Origin of the sequence: Chitinophaga flava (assembly GCF_003308995.1) — a bacterium.
GTDB lineage: Bacteria > Bacteroidota > Bacteroidia > Chitinophagales > Chitinophagaceae > Chitinophaga > Chitinophaga flava.
The window spans coordinates 3,693,679-3,713,915 of sequence record NZ_QFFJ01000002.1; the positions used below are offsets into that span (position 1 = coordinate 3,693,679).

Sequence of the window (20,237 nt, forward strand, 5' to 3'; positions counted from 1 at the left end):
GTTTTGTTTGCATGCAAAGCTATAGATCGATGTACGGCTGTTGTTGTACGGATTATTGTATTATTTGTACCGGAATTTTTCCCGGTAGGCCGATGGTGACAACTGCATATTTTTTCTGAACCATCTGGAGAAATGGGCCACATCGTAAAAACACAATCTGCCAGCTATTTCACCGATGGTAAGATCCGTGCCCAGGAGCAGGAACCGGGCTTCAGCAGACATTTTCTCCCGGATAATAGCAGATGCACTTTTACCAGTGACATCCCTACAGAGGATACCCAGATAGTTATCATCTATATTTAACAAAGCAGCATATGCTTTCACAGAAAACACATCAAAGTCGGCCACCTGCGTACTTTCCAGCTTCTCCTGCACCAGCAGCTGAAAATCCCTTACTATTTTTTCGCTTCGTGTATGCAGTACCGGTATATCGCCGGAATCTGTTTCCAGCATGGCTGTAATCAGTAAACGCAGGCAATGCCGCGCCATTTCAGGCTGATGCCGGTATTGATAAAGCGATGCAAAGGTTTGTTGAATAAAGGCATCATTGGGGCCGGTACTTTTATAATAAAAGTTACCTTCAAAGTTCAGCTTGTTATCAAGCCGGTACAGGGGCAACAGGCCCACATCGTAAAAATCGGCTGCAAACAACGTATAGAAGCCGGTTTGCGGCCCCTCATCCAACTGCCACTCCATGACCGCCTCCGGTCTGGAAACGATAACCATAGGCGGCTCCGAAGCGAAACGATGCCCATCTATCGTAAACGTGCCAGTACCACCGGAGATGAGGGATATCTTGTAAAAACCTCTGCGATGCAGGCTGGTATGCATCGCACAGCGGGTAGCATCCTCTTCCCTTCTGAAGATGGCAAATTGCCGGATGCTTTCTTCCTCCGTCACAAAATCATTCTCAGGATTCAGCTGCTGAATATAATCGTTCATGGCGAAGCTGAGTGCTCCTTTGTTGCTGCGCTTCATTATTTGTTTTTACCGGCGTTATAGGTCTGGATCAGCTCCAGTGTATGGTCACAGGCTTTATCCTTGTTGCTCATTTCCCCATGGCCAGGTACGGTGAAAGCAGGGTTCGGGAATTTTGCTTTCACGCGAAGCATGGAAGGTGTCCAGGCTTTGGGATCGGCGTCAGAGAGATTGCCCAGGTTGGTAGCGTCGGTGCTTTTAACAAAGCAGCCGCCGTACAGCACCTTGTCTTCCGGCACCCATACCACAATATTGTCGGGTGCATGTCCGGGGCCAGGATAAAACACCTGCAGTTGGCGGTCTCCCAGGCGGAAAGTGGTATCTTCCGGGATGATGTAACGGGCCTGTTCATTGTGATTGTCTTTACACAACTTCAGGGTATGAGCGGTAGAATAGGTTTTGATACCCCGGGCTGCGAGTGCGTCGAGTCCTGCGGTACGGTCGTCATGAAAATGGGTAGCGATGCAGGCGATAACAGCTTTACCATGTTGTTTTTTGATATGATCCAGTAAAGGCGCCAGTTGCGTAGTATCCCAGGGCACATCAATCATCACCACACCTTTTTGTGTAACCACGTACATACTGTTGGACGGATAACGGGAACCATCAGACAACTGCCCCGTCGTCGTATATACGTAACAGTTACCAGCCAGATGGCTGATTTTTAAAGGCGCTTCTTCTGATTTATGTTGAGCGTTGGCGGCCTGCATTCCCAGACACAGGGAAGCTCCGAGTATATATTTAAATATATTCATTTATACAGTAATTTATCGGGTGTAAGAACGATGCGGTTTTTCAGCTAATTATGTCCGCAATGATAGATAAGTTGTACGAATCTGCAAAACCGATTTTATAAGCTGCAGCAATTACATGTAACGAAAAGTACCACCATAGTAATAATCAGTACCTTTTTAAGGGGTATGATCTGTTTAATTTCGAACTGTGATGCTTGTGATGTAAAGTGATAATTGTGAACTATGATTTTTGTGATGTAGGATGATGAGGATGATAACAATAAACCAGGATTGTTGGTGATGAGTAAGATTCAATCTCAGTGGCCTGTGTGGCCGGCGATCCTGTTTATTTTAATGATGATGGTTATGAATGGAAATGCTCAGGACAAAAACAACAGCGCTTTATTGCTCAAGGCAGCGGCCGCCAATGACACTACAGCGGTGAAGCAGCTGCTGGCAGCACGTACCGACGTAAACGTACAGGACCATAAACAACGGACTGCGCTGATGATAGCCACCTATCAGCATCATACGCCGGTAGCCGCACTGCTGGTAGCTGCCGGAGCCGATGTGAACACGCAGGATGACATGCTCAACAGCCCTTTCCTCTATGCAGGAGCTGAGGGTTATCTCGATATTCTGCAGCTATGCCTGAAAGGGGCTAACTATAAAATATACAATCGTTACGGCGGTACCGCCCTGATACCAGCCTGTGAGCGGGGTCATATAGAAATAGTGCGAACGCTGCTGCAGGACAAGTCCTTCCCTATTGATCATGTAAATCGCCTGGGATGGACCGGATTGCTGGAAGCGATTATTCTCAGTAATGGTGGCCCTGCCCATGTACAAATAGTGCAGATGTTGGTAGACGCCGGCTGCAATGTGAATCTTGCAGACAAGGACGGCGTAACGCCACTTGCACATGCCCGCAGCAGAAGGTTCAAGGCCATTACTGCCATACTGGAAAAAGCCGGTGCCCGTTAAATAAATTTCCCTTAAAACAATCTGGTTGATAGATTGCCTGTTACACAACAACAAAGCATGGCCGTAATAGCCATGCTTTTGTTATTTTAAAATATCATCATCTGCCAATTGTTACTGCATACATCTTCCCTGCCCTGAAAACAGAATTTCTTTCTCCCAGTAATGTCACTTGTTGAAAATCTTCGACGGCAAACAAGCGCTTGAGTGCTGCAAGCCTGATAGGATAAGGTACCCAGGCATTAGCTGCATCCGTTTCATACTCTACAATGATAAATTTTCCCTGGGGAGATAAATGCCTGATGAGGCGGGACAACAATGCCGGTTTATCTTTCACATAATGTAGGGAGTTGGCCATCAGTATACCTTCCAGTTGAGTTGCCGGCAAGTCTTCCACCATAAAATCCAGCTGTTGCGGAATGATCCTGTTGTGTGCCGGATTGGGATGAGAAGCCAGGTGTACCGGTGATTTATCTATAGCATAGATAGTACTGCCAACAGGCAGCAGGTTGGCCAGTGCATAGGTGAACAGTCCGCTTCCGCAGCCCAGATCGGCCCAGGTTCCCGGCGAATATGTATGCTGAATCAACTGAATAGCATCCTGTAACTCCATGATGATCACTTTATTTGAGCTGCCGGAAATCGCTCGGCCGCATATTAATCATTTGCTGAAAAGTATTGCTGAAAGCGGTAAGGCCCGAATAGCCCACCTCATAGGCCACTTCGCTCACATTTTTATCTGTTTGTAACAACAGCTCCATCGCCCTTGTCATCTTCATCATTTTTACATACTGCAGGAAAGAAGTGTTCAGCGTTTGTTTGAACAGACGGGTAAGGCTTCTCACGCTGTAGCCGAAGCGGGCGGCTATATCCGGGAGCATTAATGTTTCACTCACATTATCATGGAGGTAGGACAGGATTTCCTGCATACGCATGTCATCAGTAGTAGGCAACAACAGGGTAAACGGCTGTTTGCTAATATGCGGCAAGATATGTTTTAACGTAGTGAGCAGCTCATATTCCCAGCTGCCGGAGTATACATTGCCCTGCCATGCTTCTGAAAGCTGCAATATTTCCTGAATCAGCCCTGTAACAGGATAGATGCTCAGCTGACCATAAAACGGATGATCCACATCTCCTTCATCCATAAAATAAATATTATGGATCACCATTGATGAACTGTTGAACTTGATATTATGCGCTACATGCGGAGGAATCCAGACAAAGTGCCGTGCAGGGATATAGTATTGTTTGTCATGCGTGTTCAGATAGGCAATCCCACCCTCTACCAGCAATATCTGGCTTTTGTGGTGCCAGTGCATGGGAAACCTGTTTTCCAGCGGTTCATTCAACACGTATATGGAAGCAGCATTCCCGTCTATCTCATCTTTAAATTTTTCAAACAGGTCCATACATGGCCAAAATTAGTAAACATTTGGCTAATTATACCAAATGAGACTTTTCAGGACACGTCAATTTTGCATCACAATTATTGACACCGATGAAGTACTATGTTTTAAGTCTGCTACTATTGGCCGCCATGGCTTATCCGCGGCCAAGCTCCGGGCAGCCCCGCTCCGACTCCATGACACTGGCCGACATATGGGAACTGGCAGCCATATTCAACCGGCAGATAAAGATGCAGCAACAACAACTCGATGGCAGTACCGAAAATGTACAAGCCGCCCTCGACAGCCGTCTGCCTGTGATTGAAGTGAACGGCGTGTATTCACGTTTATCGAATATGCCGCTGTATACAGAAGGCGTAATGCATGCCCCCACTCAATTTCCGATTACACATGAACATTACAGCGCCGGTAGTAACCTCTATCTCAATCTTTACAATGGTGGCAAAACCAACCGGGAAATTGCCATGGCGAGAATGGGAAAAATGATTTCCCAGGAACAACTACATCTTACTATCGCTGAGATCCGGTACAAAACAGCCGTGTATTTTCTTGAGCTGTATCGTCACCAACAGTTCAAATCCTTACTGGAACAGGATATCAGAGCCAGTGAGCATCAGCTGAACGAAATCCGCCAGCTGTATAAAAACGGTATCGTGTTAAAAAGTGATGTGCTCCGCGAAGAAGTTAAAATCTCCAACCAGCAGTTATCATTGACCGAGGCAGAAGATAACATCAGCATCTGTACCCGTAAACTGAATATCATGCTGGGAAGGCCGGATGGCCAGCATCTCTGTCCGCTGGTGGAACCTCCGGTTAATTTCTCACCAGCACCAGATACCAGCAGCAGTGAGGCTTATGAGTATAAGCTGGCGCTGAACCACAGCAACCTTGGTGCCATCAGGCTTAACCAGGCCAAGGCGGCCCCTTTGCCAACAATTGGTTTCTTTGCGGAGTACAACTACAGCTACCCGCAAACAGCCTACTATCCTTATTCTATCACACCCTATTCCTGGGGGCAGACAGGCGTTAAAATCGTTGTGCCTGTATCCTCGCTTTACATGAACCGGCATAAGACCCGGGAAGCCTATATAAGGCTCCAACAGCAACAAACTGCGGTAGCAGATATACAGGATAATATGCAACAGGAAATACAAACCGCGTGGCTGCATTACCAGGAGGCGATCCGGCAGACAGCAGTTGCCCGGCAGAATATCCTGCATGCCACTGAAAGTTTGCGTATCCTGAGAAACTCCTATTTCAACCAGCAGTCACTGCTGAGCGATCTGCTCGACGCAGAAAACCAATTGCTGCAGTCCAGGTTCAACCTCACCACGGCACAGGTCAAAGTACAACAACAACATTATCTCATACTCAGATTAACAGGAAAAATATGAACAGAAAAATTACACCAACAGACCGGCTGATCACGCTTAGCACAAAAATTATTGCTATACTGGCAGCAGCGGCGCTGCTATGCTGGGGAGCTATCTTCTGTACGGATCTGCTGCGTTATGAACAAACCAACGATGCCCAGGTAGAAGAATACATTAATCCTGTGAGTGCCAGGGTTTCCGGTTATATTCATCAAATACGTTTCGAAGAAAACCAACCTGTCAAAGCCGGCGACACCCTGGTCGTGATCGACAGCAGGGATTATCTGGCACAGGAAACCGAGGCCGCTGCAGCATTGGAAAATGCCCGTGCGCAGACAACTTTGCTGGAAAGTAAAATTAATACCTTAAAAAACGAAGCAGCCGTCAGCGCTTCCAGGATCGATGCCGCCAGGGCCAGACTGCAGCATCAGCAACAGGAGTATAAACGGTTTGAAAACCTGCTGGCAGCGGAGTCCACCACGCCGCAACAGTTTGACAATGCAAAGGCGGCCCTGGATATTGCCGCTTCTGAATATCAGACCATATTGCGGGCCCATGAATCAGCAGTGGCCAAAGTACAGGACGCGGCAGTACAGGCAGTATCCATCGGCGCAGAAATCAAACGCAGACAGGCCGTGCTGGACCAACATCAACTCAGTGTAGGCTATACCGTTATCCGTGCTCCCTACAACGGCCGCGTAGGCAGGAAACATATCCAGGAAGGACAGCTTATACAGGCAGGCCAGCCACTCACCTTTATCTCCAACGATGAAACACCTAAATGGATTGTTGCCAATTTCAAGGAGACACAGGTCAGACAATTCAGGCCGGGCCAGCCGGTAAGCATCACCATTGATGCTTTTCCCGGAGAAACCTTTCACGGAGAGATCACCTCCCTTTCCCCTGCCACAGGCTCCAGATATTCCCTGTTACCACCGGACAACTCCACTGGCAATTTTGTCAAGATCATTCAGCGGATCCCGGTACGTATCCGGATTACCGAAGGCCGGGCTATACTGGCACAACTGGTTGCCGGCATGAATGCCAATGTATCTGTCAGAAAACAATAACTTATGTCAGCAGTCACTTTACCCCTTTTTAAGCCATGGGTACCGGAATGGCTGATTCGTGCCACTATTTTCCTGGTGCTCCTGCCCGCACTGGGTATATTTGCCTTGTACTTCAGCAATAATGCGGAAACCACCGGCTATTACGGTATAGAGCCGGCAGATGTACAATATTCCGTGGTGCTTATGTACGCCACACTCGTCACCTTTCTTCCGCTGGACGACAGACTGGTGAAATATCTCAGGCCCCGGCAGTACTTCCTGGCAGGTGTGGTCCTGAATACGCTCACCTATTTCATTTGCGCCAACAGCCGTAATCTTGCCGTGTTTATGATCTGCCGTTTTATACAGGGCGCTGTGTGCGCGTTGTTTTGCAGCATCTGTCTCAACCTGGTATTTTCCCGGTTGCGCTCAGACAGAGCCAGAGTCATCGGATACACTGTCTTTTATGGCACCCTGCAGGTATCTATTCCGGTCTGTGCGCTTTTTTGCAGCTGGGTAGTACATTACTATGAATTCAGTTATCTTTTTTATTTTCTTATACTGCTGGAAATACCAGGTGTAATACTGCTGCTGCTGATCACCAACAATGTACGATTCAGGAAAAAATTTCCGCTGTACCAGCTGGATTGGCCCAGCTATATCCTTTACACGATACTGATGTGTGTGATGGGGTACATACTGGTATATGGACAGCAGCTCAACTGGTTGTCCAGTTACCGTATCCGGCTGCTTGCCGGGACTGGTCTTATAAGCGTTACCGTGTTTTGTATCCGGCAGTTCCACCTGAAACGCCCGCTGCTGGAGCTAAGGCTTTTCAGATATGCTCATTTCAGGAACGGTCTTTTGTTATTGATGGCCTATTATATTTTTAAAGGCACTACCGGCTTTACCTATGCCTACCTGCAGAGTGTGCTGAACGTAGACCCGGTGCATTTAACGCCATTGTGGCTGGTGAATATTGCTGGTATTACCATTGGGATGCTGGCAGCTTCGCGTTTTGTACTGAAGGGTACCCCGACGAAGATCATACTGGTTACGGGATTCTCTTTACTGTTGCTGTTTCATATCCAGTTGTATTTTCTTTTTTCCCGGACAGCGAGCACCTCACAGTTTCTGTTGCCACTATTAATACAGGGACTGGGCACAGGGGCGCTGTTTGTGCCTATTGTCATGTTTCTGGTATCGTCTGTACCTCCAACGATGGCGGGCGGTGTTTCGTTTATCGGGATAGCCGGGCGTTTCACCGGTTTTTGTACAGGGATTGCCTTCACCAACTATTTCCAGTTATATGCCAGAAGTGTTCACTACAACCGTTTCAGAGAACAATTTACGGATGTCAATCCTATGCGGGAAGATGTACTTACGCAATTGCAGCGGCATTTTTTGACGCAGGGAAAAGATATGGCCACGGCCAGACAGCTGTCAGCCGGCACTTTGCAGAAAATGCTGCAGGAGCAGGTAGGGCTGCGGGCCTCAATGGACTACTACTCTCTTATGATAATTGGGTTGGTGATACTGATTCTGACTATCCTTATTGCTCCTTCTATCAGGCGTAGCCTGGCCAGAACCGGTAAGAAATTTATACCCTATTAATTTTTCCGGCAAACACTATCATTGGGGCTGGCCTTTGGGGGTCGGCCCTTTTTGATTGGATGTGACCGATATCAACTTTTTGCATTGAAAGTAATGATGCATATTTGAGTTTTATTGTGCGCTACAAAATGAACCAGATAACAAAAACATTGTTCACATTCAGTAGTGTCTCTTTCAGTCAGAAAGAACATGCATAAAACAACAGCTATGGAAATAGGCATTGACAGCTTTATAGCCACCGGCGCATATACGGGGCCCTTAAACCCACAGGAAAACCTGTTAGCGATGGAAACCTTATTGGCAAAAATCGAATTTGCCGAGCAGGCCGGACTGCATGTGTTTGGTCTGGGCGAGCATCACCGGAAGGAGTTTCTGGATGCAGCACCAGCAGTCATACTAGCCGCAGCCGCGGCACGTACCCAGAAAATACGCCTGACAAGTGCTGTTACAGTATTAAGCGCAGCTGATCCGGTGAGAGTATTCCAGGAATATGCTACGCTCGATATTATATCCAAAGGTCGTGCGGAAATTGTGGCCGGCAGAGGTTCGTTTATTGATGCATTCCCTTTATTCGGGTATAATCTTAATGACTATGACGATCTGTTTGCAGAAAAGATAGAGCTGCTGCTTGCTATCCGCGACCATGAAACCTTGTCCTGGAAAGGCAGGTTCAGGCCAGCATTGAAGGAGCAATCCGTATATCCGCGTCCGTTACAGGACCCGCTCCCGCTATGGATAGGAGTAGGCGGCACCCCTCAATCGTTTGTACGTGCGGGTACGCTTGGACTGCCACTAATGGTGGCAGTCATTGGCGGAGAAACACATCATTTCCGGCCATTGATTGATTTGTACTATGAAGCCGGAAAAAAAGCCGGTCATGCCCGCGAGAAGCTTAAAGTAGGATTACATTCCCTGGGTTATGTGGCCGATACTACACAACAGGCAAGAGACGAATATTTTCCAGGATACCAGGAAATGTTTGGCAAAATTGGCAAAGAGCGGGGTTGGTCACCACCCACGCGCGCCTCGTTCGACGCACAGGCCGGGCCTACCGGTGCTTATCTGGTGGGCAGCCCTGAAGAGGTAGCCGAAAAGATCCTGCGTCACAGCGAAGCGCTGGGTGGTATCTCCAGACTTACTTTCCAGATGGATAATCCAGGACTTACCAAAGCGCAGGTTTATAAATCGATAGAGCTGATTGGTACCAAAGTAATCCCCCTGGTAAACGGATCGACAGGCCGATGAGGCACATACTACTTTAAACAAAGCGAGGCCTCACGGCCTCGCCCAATACTTTGCTCCCTGCGCATGCTCCAGCTTTATCAAAAATTCACATAACGAATCCGCAGCCCTGGGCCAATCACTCCGGGCATCCAAAGGCAAACATATATATACAGCGCCACTGGCATCCATCAGCAATAGATCATCATCTCCATAAAAGTGACCAAATACAATATCATTTACTGAAATCTCATCTCTTAGCTGTTGTTGCTTCAGTGTTAAGTTCCGGGTATCTTTCGGCGGAAGTATCACCATTCCCCATTGTCCATATGTTTCATCTATGAATAAATCTGCCCGTGCAGCGATCTGCCAGAAACGATTGAGTTCATCTGGAAAACTATTGATCTGTTCTTCAACAGGGACTGCAAATGTACATTTTAACGGGAAGGGACACACTTTTCCAAAATGAATGGCCCGGGCTGCAACAGACCAGTTCATTTTCATTTTGTCGATGATAGGTTTTAGTTCGTTCATCATACGCTTTAGCAGCCCGCCAAGGTAAACCTTATTTATTTCTTTACCAGTATTGTTTTCAATACCACTCCTCTGCGGTCGATGGCCTGCACCTGCACATTTTCCGGCAGGATAGAGAAAGTCATAAATCCTTGTATTGGTTCAAAAAAGTCGTAGTTGCCTCTTGGTTTCAGATTTTCATTGGCTTCAGAACCGGCGCCTGAAATGAAATGGTGGGTATGTTTACCAGCGGGATGATAATATTGCAGATGATGTTCATGACCACTGATGTACAGGTCAACCTTATATTTTTCCAGAACCGGTTCCAGTGAATAACGGATATAAGGTGTATTCAAAGCCCTGTTGCCAGCGGTATAACAGGGATGGTGTGCCACAACGATCTTCCAACGGATGTTGCTGCTGGTATCTGACAGGGTTTGTTCCAGCCAACGCTTTTGTGCAGCAGAATCCTGGGCCAGCAGCTCTTTGCCATATGCGGAGCGGTAGGCTTCGGGGTCCAGCGGATTGGTGTCCAGAAATACAAACAGCGCTTCAGCATTGCCGGATATCTTTCTTTTAAAAGCATAATAACGTGAAGGCATATGCCAACGCTGGCTCACTTTGGAATAGTCTATCTGTGCCTGTGCATTCCCGTGATAATCATGATTGCCCAATACGGCATACCAGGCGCGGTGCAGCGGATACTGAAAAAATACATTTTCGAATGAAAGGTTCCACAGTGGATCGTGTACACTCGCCACTCCATCAGGATAAATATTATCTCCGGTGGAAATAATGAAAGCAGCGTTGATACCGGTTACCGCTTCCGACAAGGTGTTGGCCACATCTTTCTGGAAGTATTCTCCACCTCTACCAAAATCTCCCAGCACAGCGAATTCCAGCGCATCTTCCCTGCTCACTTGCCCGGTGATAAATCCTCCCCGGTATCCTTTGTCATATTCTGCCAGATACTTCAGGGTCTGTGCTTTCAGACCCGTTGCTGCAAAATAAATACAGCATGCGATTAACAAAATCCTTTTCATGAAAAAAGTTTGAAGTGCGGTGTACAGCTTTATCACTAAAGGTACACCGGCACCATCAAACAGCTGTGTTAAATATTAACCATCATTTTCATGAACAGGGAACATTTTTTCAACTTGATAAAATCAGGTTTTAATTAATCGGTTTCATCCAAATAGCCTGCCCTCCGGACGGCAGCAGGTGACTGTCTAAAACGGAGGATGCATCAACTGTAACTTTTCGTATAGACACCCTTGTCCGTACAGGAGATGCCGGATCATCATAATAAATAGTGGCTTCATATTTCCTGCCCGGATCAAGGAAAGAACAATTAATGTGAAGATCCCTGGCATCATTATTCGTAATGCTTCCCACAAACCATTCATTATTGCTTTTGCGGGCCACCGTAACGTATTGTCCAATCTCTCCGTCCAGCACCTGTGTATCATCCCATACTGTTGGGACATGATCAAAAAAAGCCAGCTCCGGTTCATCTTGTGAGTCTTCCGGCTTATCATACCAGTACATAAACTGTAGCGGGCTGTAATACACAACAGATAAAGCCATCTGGTGCACCGAAGTTGTTTTGAGTATATTTTTATTCTGGGTTTCGGCGAGTCGTTTTTTCAGCTCCGGCCGGTGATAATAACAGATGGTGTAGTCTGCCGCTCCACACAGGAAACGGGTAAAGGGCAGCACCGTATTATGGGTAGCATCCGGCATTTCCTCATTACCCCTGATCCCTTCCTGGGTAAGGAGATTGGGGTATGTTCTGCTGAAACCGGTTGGCCGGTATTCATCATGAATATCTACCATTAGATGATGTTGCGCGCATTTTTTCACGGCATCATGCAGCCATTTGGTCCAGTGGTAGGAACCAACATTCACAAAACCAAACTTGATACCTGCTATGCCCCATTTTTCATACAATGGCAGCATTACATCGAGTTGTCTTTCCAGCGCTTTTTTGTTGACATACAAAAACACGCCGATGTTTTTCTTTCTGGCATAACGGACTATTTCCTGCAGATTCAGGTCATTTACCGGATTGCGAAGGGGATCTACATTGACGTGTGTGGCATCTGAGGCCGTATCTTCTTCGGCCCCATACCAGCCGGCATCAAAATGAATGTATTGCAGATGGCGCTTTTCGGCAAAGTCCACCAGTTTTTTTGCTCCGCTTGTTGACAATGAAATTTCCCGCATCACCTTACCTGGTTTAATCCATTCCGTGTGTTTGATAGCGCAGGGAGGATTAAGGTTCAGCAACAGATCACTATGCTGCAAAAGTTGTGTGGGTTTTGTTGCGAGCATAATCACTCTCCATGGAGTAGCAGATGGTACTGCAGAAAGTACCTTATCAAACATAGAACAGGCAATAGTATTGGGTTTGGCGGGATGCAAAACAAATTTTGTTCTGCAATAATCTACCACCTCCGCTTCTGCCAGTGCCACATAAGCACCGTTTTGTAATTGCAGGGTCAACGGCCGTTCAGCTTCTCCGGGCCATTTATCCAAAGACAATAACTGATAACTGCCCTGCGCGTGGTCCGTGAACCATGCCTTTGTGCCGGCCGGAAAAACAAATTCTGTCAGATCTTTACTGATGACAATGTCCTTTGGACCGGATGATGATTTGGGAAAAGTATAACGGAAAGCAATACCCTCATTATAGGCCCGGACTTCAATCTGCATAGATTGATGCGCTTTGGCATCTTTAACGAATGTGAAAAATGTTGCATGATACTGGTCACGTATACGATTTCGTTCTCCGTAAACCGGTTTCCAAAAATCATCCTTAGCCGCAGCACGTACCGATTCCAGGCTCAAACCATCCTGCCAGCCTTCAACTCCCAGAACGGATGCCTTAATAATTTCCTTTTGCTGATAAGAAACCTCATAGTGAATCGTTCCATCGGTGAGGGCTAAACGAAATTCAACATTACCATCCGGTGATTTTAATGAGGGAAGCGTTTGTCCAACTGTTTCAATCGTTGCTAATAATGAGATTAGAAGAAAAAAGAGTCTATACATTCTGAAATATATCTTCTGAAAGCTGTTATGGATTATCACGGTAAAGCTATATGCTGGCTTTTGGAAATTCCTCCAGCAGATTGACAATTATCACCGCTTTTTTGACCGATGCCAATAAACATGGTTAAAATGAAGGCATATTCTGTTAATTACTGCAAACATATATCTGCCAAAGAAGGTCATATTTGGTACATCACCACGTATTGAAAATAATATTGCTATGCCTGAAACGTCTCAACCTTTATCTCATCCCAAAGGTCTTTATATCCTGTTTGTCACTGAAATGTGGGAGCGGTTCAACTACTATGGAATGCGTGCAGTACTGATTCTTTTTATGACCAAGGCGTTGTTGTTTAGCAAAGTATTTGCAGCCAACCTGTACGGAAGTTATACTGGTCTTATTTATCTTACGCCATTGCTAGGTGGTTACATCGCAGATCGTTACTGGGGCAACAGGCGGTCTATCATTATTGGTGGCATCGTGATGGCTACCGGAGAGATGATCCTCTTCATAAGCGCTTCCTTATTTCATAGTTATTCTTCCACGTCATTACTATTGTTTTTTTGCGGCCTCGGCTGCATGATTGCCGGCAATGGTTTCTTTAAACCGAATATATCATCGCTGGTAGGGCAATTATATGTTGATGGAGATACAAGAAAAGACACTGCCTATACCATTTTTTACATGGGGATCAATACCGGTGGGGCATTAGGACCTATCATCTGCGGACTGATGGGCGATACCGGTAACCCCGCCGATTTTAAGTGGGCATTTTTGGCGGGTGGTGTCAGTATGATCATCAGTGTAATTGTACAACTGGCATTTCATCACCGGTATGTGACCGATCCCGGTGGTCAAGTGCTGGGGCTCACACCGAAACGGGTGCCGGCAAAACTACTGCAGCCATTCTTTATTATCCCCGGATTGGTACTCATCACCTTTCTAATGATTGGTATGTTATACGTGGACACAACAGTAGTTAATTACCTTTCCTATCTGTTGCTGGCGGCCGTAGGGTTGATTGCAATAATTATCCTTCGTGACAAATCGCTCACCCGTACAGAGAAACAACGGATTAAAGTAATTTTCATTATCTCTTTTTTTGTGATATTCTTTTGGGCCGCCTTCGAGCAGGCAGGTGCTTCGCTGACTTTTTTTGCAGATGAACAAACCGACAGAAAGTTGAACTGGAAAATACCCGTATGGAGCATTCTGCTGCTATCCGTTTTTTTAATGTATGGGTTATACAACTTGTTCAGGAAAACCCAAAAACAGCTATCATCCGCCGCAGATCAATTATTACGGCGTACCATATACGGATTATTATTTCTTTTTCTTCTGGGCATTGCAGGAGTGGATATATATCTGCTAATGCGTCGGGAAAATATGCTGTTGCTGGATGAAATACCACCCAGTCTCTTTCTTTCTCTGGGTTCTATCTACATCGTTATCTTCGCGCCTTTCTTTGCCTGGCTGTGGCCCAGGCTGGGAAGACATGAACCTTCAGCCCCTGTGAAGATGGCTATTGGCTTACTTTTGCTGTCATTGGGTTATTTGTGGATTGTGTTTGGAGTAAAGGAAATATCTCCCAGCACCAAAGTAAGCATTATCTGGATTACCGGGATGTACGCCCTGCATTCGTTTGGAGAGCTTTGTCTGTCGCCGATAGGGCTTTCCCTTGTCAATAAATTATCGCCGCTTAAATTCTCTTCTTTACTGATGGCCGTTTGGTTCCTGGCAACAGCTGCTGCCAACAAACTGGCGGGGGTATTAAGTACTTTATATCCGGACAAGGGCAAGACAATTATTTTCGGAGGGTACGCCATTCACAATGCCTACGACTTCTTCCTGCTTTTTGTGATCATGGTAGGCGTAGCCGCGGTGGTGTTATTGATGGTATCAAAACGGCTATCCACCATGATGGTGACCCCTGCAAGCTTATCTCGATAGTTTTTCAAGCGCCAGCTCAGTAGATTCCAGAAAATTGACCTGGCGCCCTTTATTGCTTTCGTAAATAAAATCCCTGATGCTCTTCCCAGGATATTTTGTGAACTCTCCAACAATGACCAATCTAATCCGGTAGTTGGTGAACTTCTGCAATATTTCTCCTGCCATACCATTTTTCAGGTCGAAGAAAGCCGGTGTTATATTCTTTTCATGAAGGATAACCCGCTCAACATCTTGATAATAAAGATCGCCCATTATTTGCAGTGCGTCTTCTGTATTATTGATCAATACTTCTGTTGCTGTTACTTCTGCGATGCTGATATCTCCTGTCTTATGTATTGTAATATCCATCATATTAATAGTTAATACCCACAAATATAGGTTAAATCGGATTGTCAGGTTTGTGCTGTGTTATTGAATAATTACATTTGCCGCAATTTGTCCCTATATGTCTATACCGTTGTCCCGTATTGCTGTAGTACTGTTTTTGTTATTATTTGTTTGTCAACGATCTGCCCATTCCCAACAGTGTTATCCTACTTTTTACAATCTGTTGTCTGTGAATGGCGATGCAGCAGGTAACGCTGTCGTGTATACGTCAACGGGAGCCATTGTTGTTGCCGGCAAAGCCGATCTGAACAGGAACAGTAAGTGGGATGGGCTGCTGCTGAAGACAGACGATCAGGGTAATGTGCTCTGGGCACGATCTGCAGGCGGGCCGGAGAATGATGTGCTGGTAAAGGTAAAAGAGACTGCTGACAAAGGTTTGGTAGCGGTGGGCCATAGTGAAGATGCCGGGATACCCCGGTTGTGGGTTATCAAAACCGATGCTGCCGGACAATTATCCTGGAGTAAAGTAATAGACATAGAAAACAAACCACTGGCCGGTAAGGATATCATTGAGCTTTCTACCGGTGGTTTTGCCCTGATAGGCAATGCCAATGACAGCACCGCACAATCTGATGGAATACTGGCCAGGCTGGATGCTTCAGGCAATCTTCTATGGTCGCAACTTTATGATGGTGGCGGTGCAGATGGTTTTAACAGTTTGCTGGAGGTAAACGGGGAGCTACTGGTGGCAGGTTATATTACCGGTGACCTGAAAGATGCAATCCTCTTGCGGGCTGACATGAGTGATGGCCATCCGCTGTCAACCCTTAAATACAGCCGTTATCAGGACTGTGAAGAACAAGGGCTCTCTCTTACGGCTATTCCCGGCGGTTATAGCTGGAGTATCAAAGTTTCCCAGCCTACTCCCAAATACAGGTATCCGGATGTATACCTGGTGAAAATAAAAGCATCTGCCAACGGCAATAATTATCTTGTACAAAAACATCTAATGTATCCCAGCGGAGGCAATGGTGTGGTAAATCTACAGGTATTGCCTTCTAAGGACAATAACGGATTCGTATATATCATGGATGGACCACCCAGAAACGGCTGGCCCCAGTTTGGCAAAACAGAATCGGAAGGTTCCCAGGAATGGAACAGGAGTTACAACTATCTCCCCGGTAATTTCTGTGGACTTGACTTTACCGGCAACTTCGGCTATGTTATTACTGGTAATGCCAACGATGTTGGTCAGGCTATCTGTCTGATCAAAACAGACCTGGCGGGTATTGGCGGCGGCTGTGGGTTTAATTCCTCTGGTGGCGCTGAGGGCGATTATGACGAAATCACAGGCACACCGTTCACCTGGTCTTCCAACCGGCAACCGGCTGCCACCGAACCGTTATTCTCCCCTGTAGTAACAGACGAGGTTGTCACTGTCAAAACACCCTGCAAGGCCCAGGTGTGTCCGCCATTACCTCCTACCGACAATGGCAATAGCTGCGCCACCTCCTTCATGACAGAAATCAGGGAGCCCTATTCTACCCAACTGATGGATGCCGCCCGCACCAGCGATGGCGATATTGTAACCATCGGCACCAGAAGTTATTACTGGTCCATCCGGCCGCAGATCATCAAACTCAAGCCAGGCGGCAATATCCGATGGAGCAAACAATTCCGGAGCTATCGCAAAGGAGAATCTGTTTTCCCCGATTACCGGAGAGTAATCAATACAAAAGACAACAACATCCTTGTTCTGGGCACCGAGGCCATCACCATCAATCACGGCACATCCGATTCAGGCGTAGTCATGAAACTAGACTACAACGGAAATATCCTCTGGTCGAAACGGATGGCCAAAAACTATGGTGAATACTTTTCCAATGTACAGGAAACGGAAGATGGTTCCTTTATCATCACTTCCACCCAAAACTATGGTTTCCCTCCCCTCGGTAATGCCATCCTGCGGCTTGATAAAAACGGGAACATCTTATGGCAGAAGTCTGTCACAGGCCACTTCATGGATAACCGCACCTTACGGGCCATGTACTATGACAACGGTAGTATCTATCTGGCCTTCGATTACTATATCAGTTATTCAGGCCCCAATGACATGCTTGTTTTTAAGCTGAATGCCAATAACGGAGACTATCTGTGGGGCAAACATATTAAAGGAGGAGCCGAAGAGATCAGTATAACAGGCATCACGAAAATAAAAGACACAGTATATGTAGGAATAGGTTTGGATAAATACATCTCCTGGGGCAACAACGAACTTACGGCTGCTGTCATTAAGTTGAAAGATGCTACCGGAGAACAAATGCAGGGCTTCCGCCTCAATAAGCCATGGATCATCAAACACAAGGATTATGTATGGATGTCTCAGAGGACCAATCTTACGTTTACCAAAAGTATCGATGATCAGCTGGTCGTTGCCCGCGAGAGTGCAGTCAATAAAGACACCACCATCCGTATTCACAAACTGGCCCTTGATGGCAGCATAACCTGGTCCAGAAATTTCACGCTGCTGAAAAAGCAGGTGGTGAGTACCATACGGCCTGACGGCAGTGGTTTTCTGGTTACAGGATTCAAATACGACACTCCGGTACTTTATGATCCGGTCAATGAAGGGTTTCTTATGAGGCTGAACAGCAATGGCGAAATCGAGAACAGTACAGGCGGCTGTGTGAGCCAGCTACAAAGCACAGGTCCTGGTGGCGCTTATACCACCCCTTTATTACTGACAGAAGAAACGGGCGAAGTATTTGGTACCGGGCCTTCCGGCGTAGTGGCCAAAGACTTCCGGCCATTGCCACTGGATAACCCTACCATGTCTTATCCTTCCTGTGCCAGTTTCTCCGCCTGTCAACCAGCTACCTTACAGGGGCCGGCCACCATCTGCGACCTCTCACGTACATGGACATACGACGCTTCGCGGCCGGGAGGATGTAACACGCCACTGCTGTGGCAAACAGATCCCGTTTACACCGATATCCTGTCACAAACAGAAAATCAACTGACAGTGAAGTTTAAAATGGGTGGCACTACCGCCATCAAAGCGGTGGTAGATGCAGGTTGCGGCCTACTGCCCACCACCGTAGATATAGAAATCCCCAAACCTGCCACCGCACTGGACCTTGGCCCCGATATCGAATTATGCAAAGACGCCACGTTGAAGCTGGATGCCGGAACCGGATTTGCCTCTTATAAATGGAATGATGGCAGCACCAACCCAACCCTTGAAATCAGCCAACCAGGCACCTATGCTATAACGGTAACGGATAAATGCAATAACCAGGCAAACGATCAGATTGTGATCGGTGATGGTAATAATTATCCCTTTAGTATCGGTCCTGATGTGCTGAAGTGTGCTGAGACCATTGTCACCAGAACACTGCCGGCAGGGTTTCAGAATTTTAAGTGGGATATCGATTACAACCGGAGAGACCTTCCCAATGAAATCATCTTTTTCCCGGAAAAAGATACTGCCTATATCCTGCAAGCCAACCGGGCTAATGGCTGTGTTTTTAAAGACACTTTGTATTTCAAGATCCGGCAGCCACTTGCCGTAGGCCTACCAGCTGATCAAACCGTATGTGAGGGCGACGCTGTGAAGCTCAATATAGACAACAACTTCAGCAACATCCGATGGAACGACGGGTATACCGGTAATACACTGATGGCCAAAACAGCCGGCAGATATACCGTACAATGTACTGACCTTAATGGCTGCAATACCGCCGACACTTTTAACCTCCGGCTCAACCCCGTGCCCCGCGTGGCATTGCCCAAAGAGCCATTCATCTGTAAAGGTGTCACTAAGACACTGGATGCCGGCAATGAAGGAACCAGCTACTTGTGGAGCACAGGAGACCGTTCCCGCAAAATAGCTGTCAGCAGCGCCGGTAAATGGTGGGTGCAGGTTACCGGAAGCAACGGCTGCAGCACAACAGACACCGCGTGGTACAGGGAAATATATGACGGCCCCAAAGGCTTTCTGGTACAGGATACTACAATGTGCCTCCGGGGAGAAATCACGATACCGGTAAAGGGGCAATTCAGCTCCTACCGATGGAGCAACGGCAGCACTTCCCCACAACTCATCACCAGAATACCCGGTACGTACTGGCTGGAAGTAACAGACCTTTCCGGTTGTCCGGGAAAAGCATCCGTCCAAATCAATACCAGGGACTGCGGATGGGGCGTGTATATGCCTACTGCCTTCTCCCCCAACAATGATGGTATGAATGACTATCTGCGACCGGTAATCCTGGGTCGTGTCAGCAAATATCTGTTTACGGTATACGACAGATGGGGCCGGATCGTATTTCAGTCCAATGAGGTCAACAAAGGCTGGGATGGGAAAGTCAAAAATGTAAATGCCGACATCGGGGCATATGTATGGGTTTGTATCTATCAGCTGGAGGGAGATCCGGAGAAAATAATGAAAGGAGCGGCTACGTTGGTGAGATAAATTTATCTCACCAACTATTACGCCTATACGATATTGGATGCACTCATCATTTTGCGGATCAGAGAAATCTGACCGAGGTGATAATGTGTATGCTCCGTCACGCCCATCAGGTTCCGATAATAGTTGCCATATTTAGCATCCGTAAAATCTTCAAACAGTTTTTTTTCATCCAGCGCTTCTATCAATGCTGCCAGTACTTCCGCTTCGGACAAAGCTTTATTGACCAGCTGTTGCCAATCGGCTTCCGAAGTAATCGGGGGTACATCAAAACTTAACTTATCGTGCCCATCCAGCGGCCCACCCTGCAGCACGCGGGTAATAACACCCACATAATAGTTGATATGAAACGTTAGTACCGCAATGGTATTCAAATCCTGTACTTTGGTGGTAGCCTGCTGCCAGTCTACATTTGCCAGGGTATCCTTCAGATTGACACAGGTCCAGTTACCCCCGAAATGAACGTCCCTGAAATGTTTCGCAATTTGTTTGATTAAAGCCATAGGTTTTATCTTGTAGATTGATGAACAGGAATAAGATACGTTTTTTTTCGAAGGATACG

16 protein-coding genes are annotated in these 20,237 nt (G+C 46.8%); 7 read left to right on the plus strand and 9 right to left on the minus strand.

Annotation, left to right across the window (positions count from 1 at the left end; all coding sequences use genetic code 11):
• Window positions 1-60: 60 nt before the first annotated feature.
• Window positions 61-978, minus strand: coding sequence for a helix-turn-helix domain-containing protein (locus DF182_RS29935; RefSeq protein ID WP_113619431.1), 918 nt, complete (start codon window positions 976-978; stop codon window positions 61-63).
• A complete protein-coding gene (gene bla, locus DF182_RS29940; protein ID WP_211327245.1) occupies window positions 978-1,733 on the minus strand; it encodes a subclass B1 metallo-beta-lactamase in 756 nt (251 codons plus the stop codon). The genes DF182_RS29935 and bla overlap by 1 nt, the downstream gene beginning before the upstream one ends.
• 279 nt (window positions 1,734-2,012) lie before the next feature.
• Between bla and DF182_RS29945 the strand changes: the two genes are divergently transcribed.
• Entirely contained in the window at window positions 2,013-2,696 is a 684-nt protein-coding gene (locus DF182_RS29945) for an ankyrin repeat domain-containing protein (RefSeq protein WP_211327246.1), read from the plus strand.
• A gap of 97 nt (window positions 2,697-2,793) precedes the next feature.
• On the opposite strand, the gene DF182_RS29950 is transcribed toward DF182_RS29945, so the two are convergent.
• Together DF182_RS29950 and DF182_RS29955 are read right to left on the minus strand one after the other, a co-directional pair.
• Window positions 2,794-3,306, minus strand: coding sequence for a class I SAM-dependent methyltransferase (locus DF182_RS29950; protein WP_113619432.1), 513 nt, complete (start codon window positions 3,304-3,306; stop codon window positions 2,794-2,796).
• 10 nt (window positions 3,307-3,316) lie between these two features.
• Window positions 3,317-4,105, minus strand: coding sequence for a helix-turn-helix transcriptional regulator (locus DF182_RS29955; RefSeq protein WP_113619433.1), 789 nt, complete (start codon window positions 4,103-4,105; stop codon window positions 3,317-3,319).
• A gap of 89 nt (window positions 4,106-4,194) precedes the next feature.
• Here DF182_RS29955 and DF182_RS29960 point away from each other — a divergent pair, with 89 nt between their 5' ends.
• The 4 genes from DF182_RS29960 to DF182_RS29975 all read left to right on the plus strand — a co-directional run bounded on the left by DF182_RS29960 (window position 4,195) and on the right by DF182_RS29975 (window position 9,383).
• On the plus strand, window positions 4,195-5,496 hold the full coding sequence (locus DF182_RS29960; RefSeq protein WP_113619434.1) for a TolC family protein: 1,302 nt from the start codon (window positions 4,195-4,197) through the stop codon (window positions 5,494-5,496).
• Entirely contained in the window at window positions 5,493-6,545 is a 1,053-nt protein-coding gene (locus tag DF182_RS29965) for an HlyD family secretion protein (protein WP_113619435.1), read from the plus strand. Before DF182_RS29960 ends, DF182_RS29965 begins: the two co-directional genes overlap by 4 nt.
• A 3-nt stretch (window positions 6,546-6,548) precedes the next feature.
• On the plus strand, window positions 6,549-8,138 hold the full coding sequence (locus tag DF182_RS29970; RefSeq protein WP_113619436.1) for an MFS transporter: 1,590 nt from the start codon (window positions 6,549-6,551) through the stop codon (window positions 8,136-8,138).
• A gap of 207 nt (window positions 8,139-8,345) precedes the next feature.
• Window positions 8,346-9,383, plus strand: coding sequence for an LLM class flavin-dependent oxidoreductase (locus DF182_RS29975; RefSeq protein WP_113619776.1), 1,038 nt, complete (start codon window positions 8,346-8,348; stop codon window positions 9,381-9,383).
• Between the two features lie 30 nt (window positions 9,384-9,413).
• Here DF182_RS29975 and DF182_RS29980 read toward each other — a convergent pair whose 3' ends face one another.
• The 3 genes from DF182_RS29980 to DF182_RS29990 all read right to left on the minus strand — a co-directional run bounded on the left by DF182_RS29980 (window position 9,414) and on the right by DF182_RS29990 (window position 12,926).
• Window positions 9,414-9,896 (minus strand): hypothetical protein, encoded by a 483-nt coding sequence (locus DF182_RS29980; RefSeq protein WP_113619437.1) that lies wholly within the window; start codon window positions 9,894-9,896, stop codon window positions 9,414-9,416.
• A 32-nt stretch (window positions 9,897-9,928) separates the two neighbouring features.
• The gene (locus DF182_RS29985) at window positions 9,929-10,915 is read right to left on the minus strand and encodes a purple acid phosphatase family protein (protein WP_113619438.1); all 987 of its coding nucleotides are present in this window, start codon (window positions 10,913-10,915) and stop codon (window positions 9,929-9,931) included.
• Between the two features lie 130 nt (window positions 10,916-11,045).
• Window positions 11,046-12,926 (minus strand): glycoside hydrolase family 97 protein, encoded by a 1,881-nt coding sequence (locus DF182_RS29990; RefSeq protein ID WP_113619439.1) that lies wholly within the window; start codon window positions 12,924-12,926, stop codon window positions 11,046-11,048.
• Window positions 12,927-13,146: 220 nt separating this feature from the next.
• Between DF182_RS29990 and DF182_RS29995 the strand changes: the two genes are divergently transcribed.
• Window positions 13,147-14,877 (plus strand): peptide MFS transporter, encoded by a 1,731-nt coding sequence (locus DF182_RS29995; protein WP_113619440.1) that lies wholly within the window; start codon window positions 13,147-13,149, stop codon window positions 14,875-14,877.
• Here DF182_RS29995 and DF182_RS30000 read toward each other — a convergent pair.
• Window positions 14,866-15,228 carry a DUF4180 domain-containing protein gene (locus tag DF182_RS30000; protein ID WP_211327247.1) on the minus strand — a complete coding sequence of 121 codons (363 nt, stop codon included), beginning with the start codon at window positions 15,226-15,228 and terminating at the stop codon, window positions 14,866-14,868. The two genes, DF182_RS29995 and DF182_RS30000, sit on opposite strands and share 12 nt — an antisense overlap.
• A 94-nt stretch (window positions 15,229-15,322) precedes the next feature.
• Here DF182_RS30000 and DF182_RS30005 point away from each other — a divergent pair, with 94 nt between their 5' ends.
• Complete coding sequence (locus tag DF182_RS30005) at window positions 15,323-19,678, plus strand: T9SS type B sorting domain-containing protein (RefSeq protein ID WP_113619441.1); 4,356 nt, start codon at window positions 15,323-15,325, stop codon at window positions 19,676-19,678.
• Between the two features lie 23 nt (window positions 19,679-19,701).
• Here the strand turns inward: DF182_RS30005 and DF182_RS30010 are convergent, their stop codons facing one another.
• Window positions 19,702-20,178: a DinB family protein gene (locus DF182_RS30010; RefSeq protein WP_113619442.1), complete on the minus strand. Its 477-nt coding sequence runs from the start codon at window positions 20,176-20,178 to the stop codon at window positions 19,702-19,704.
• Window positions 20,179-20,237: the final 59 nt, after the last annotated feature.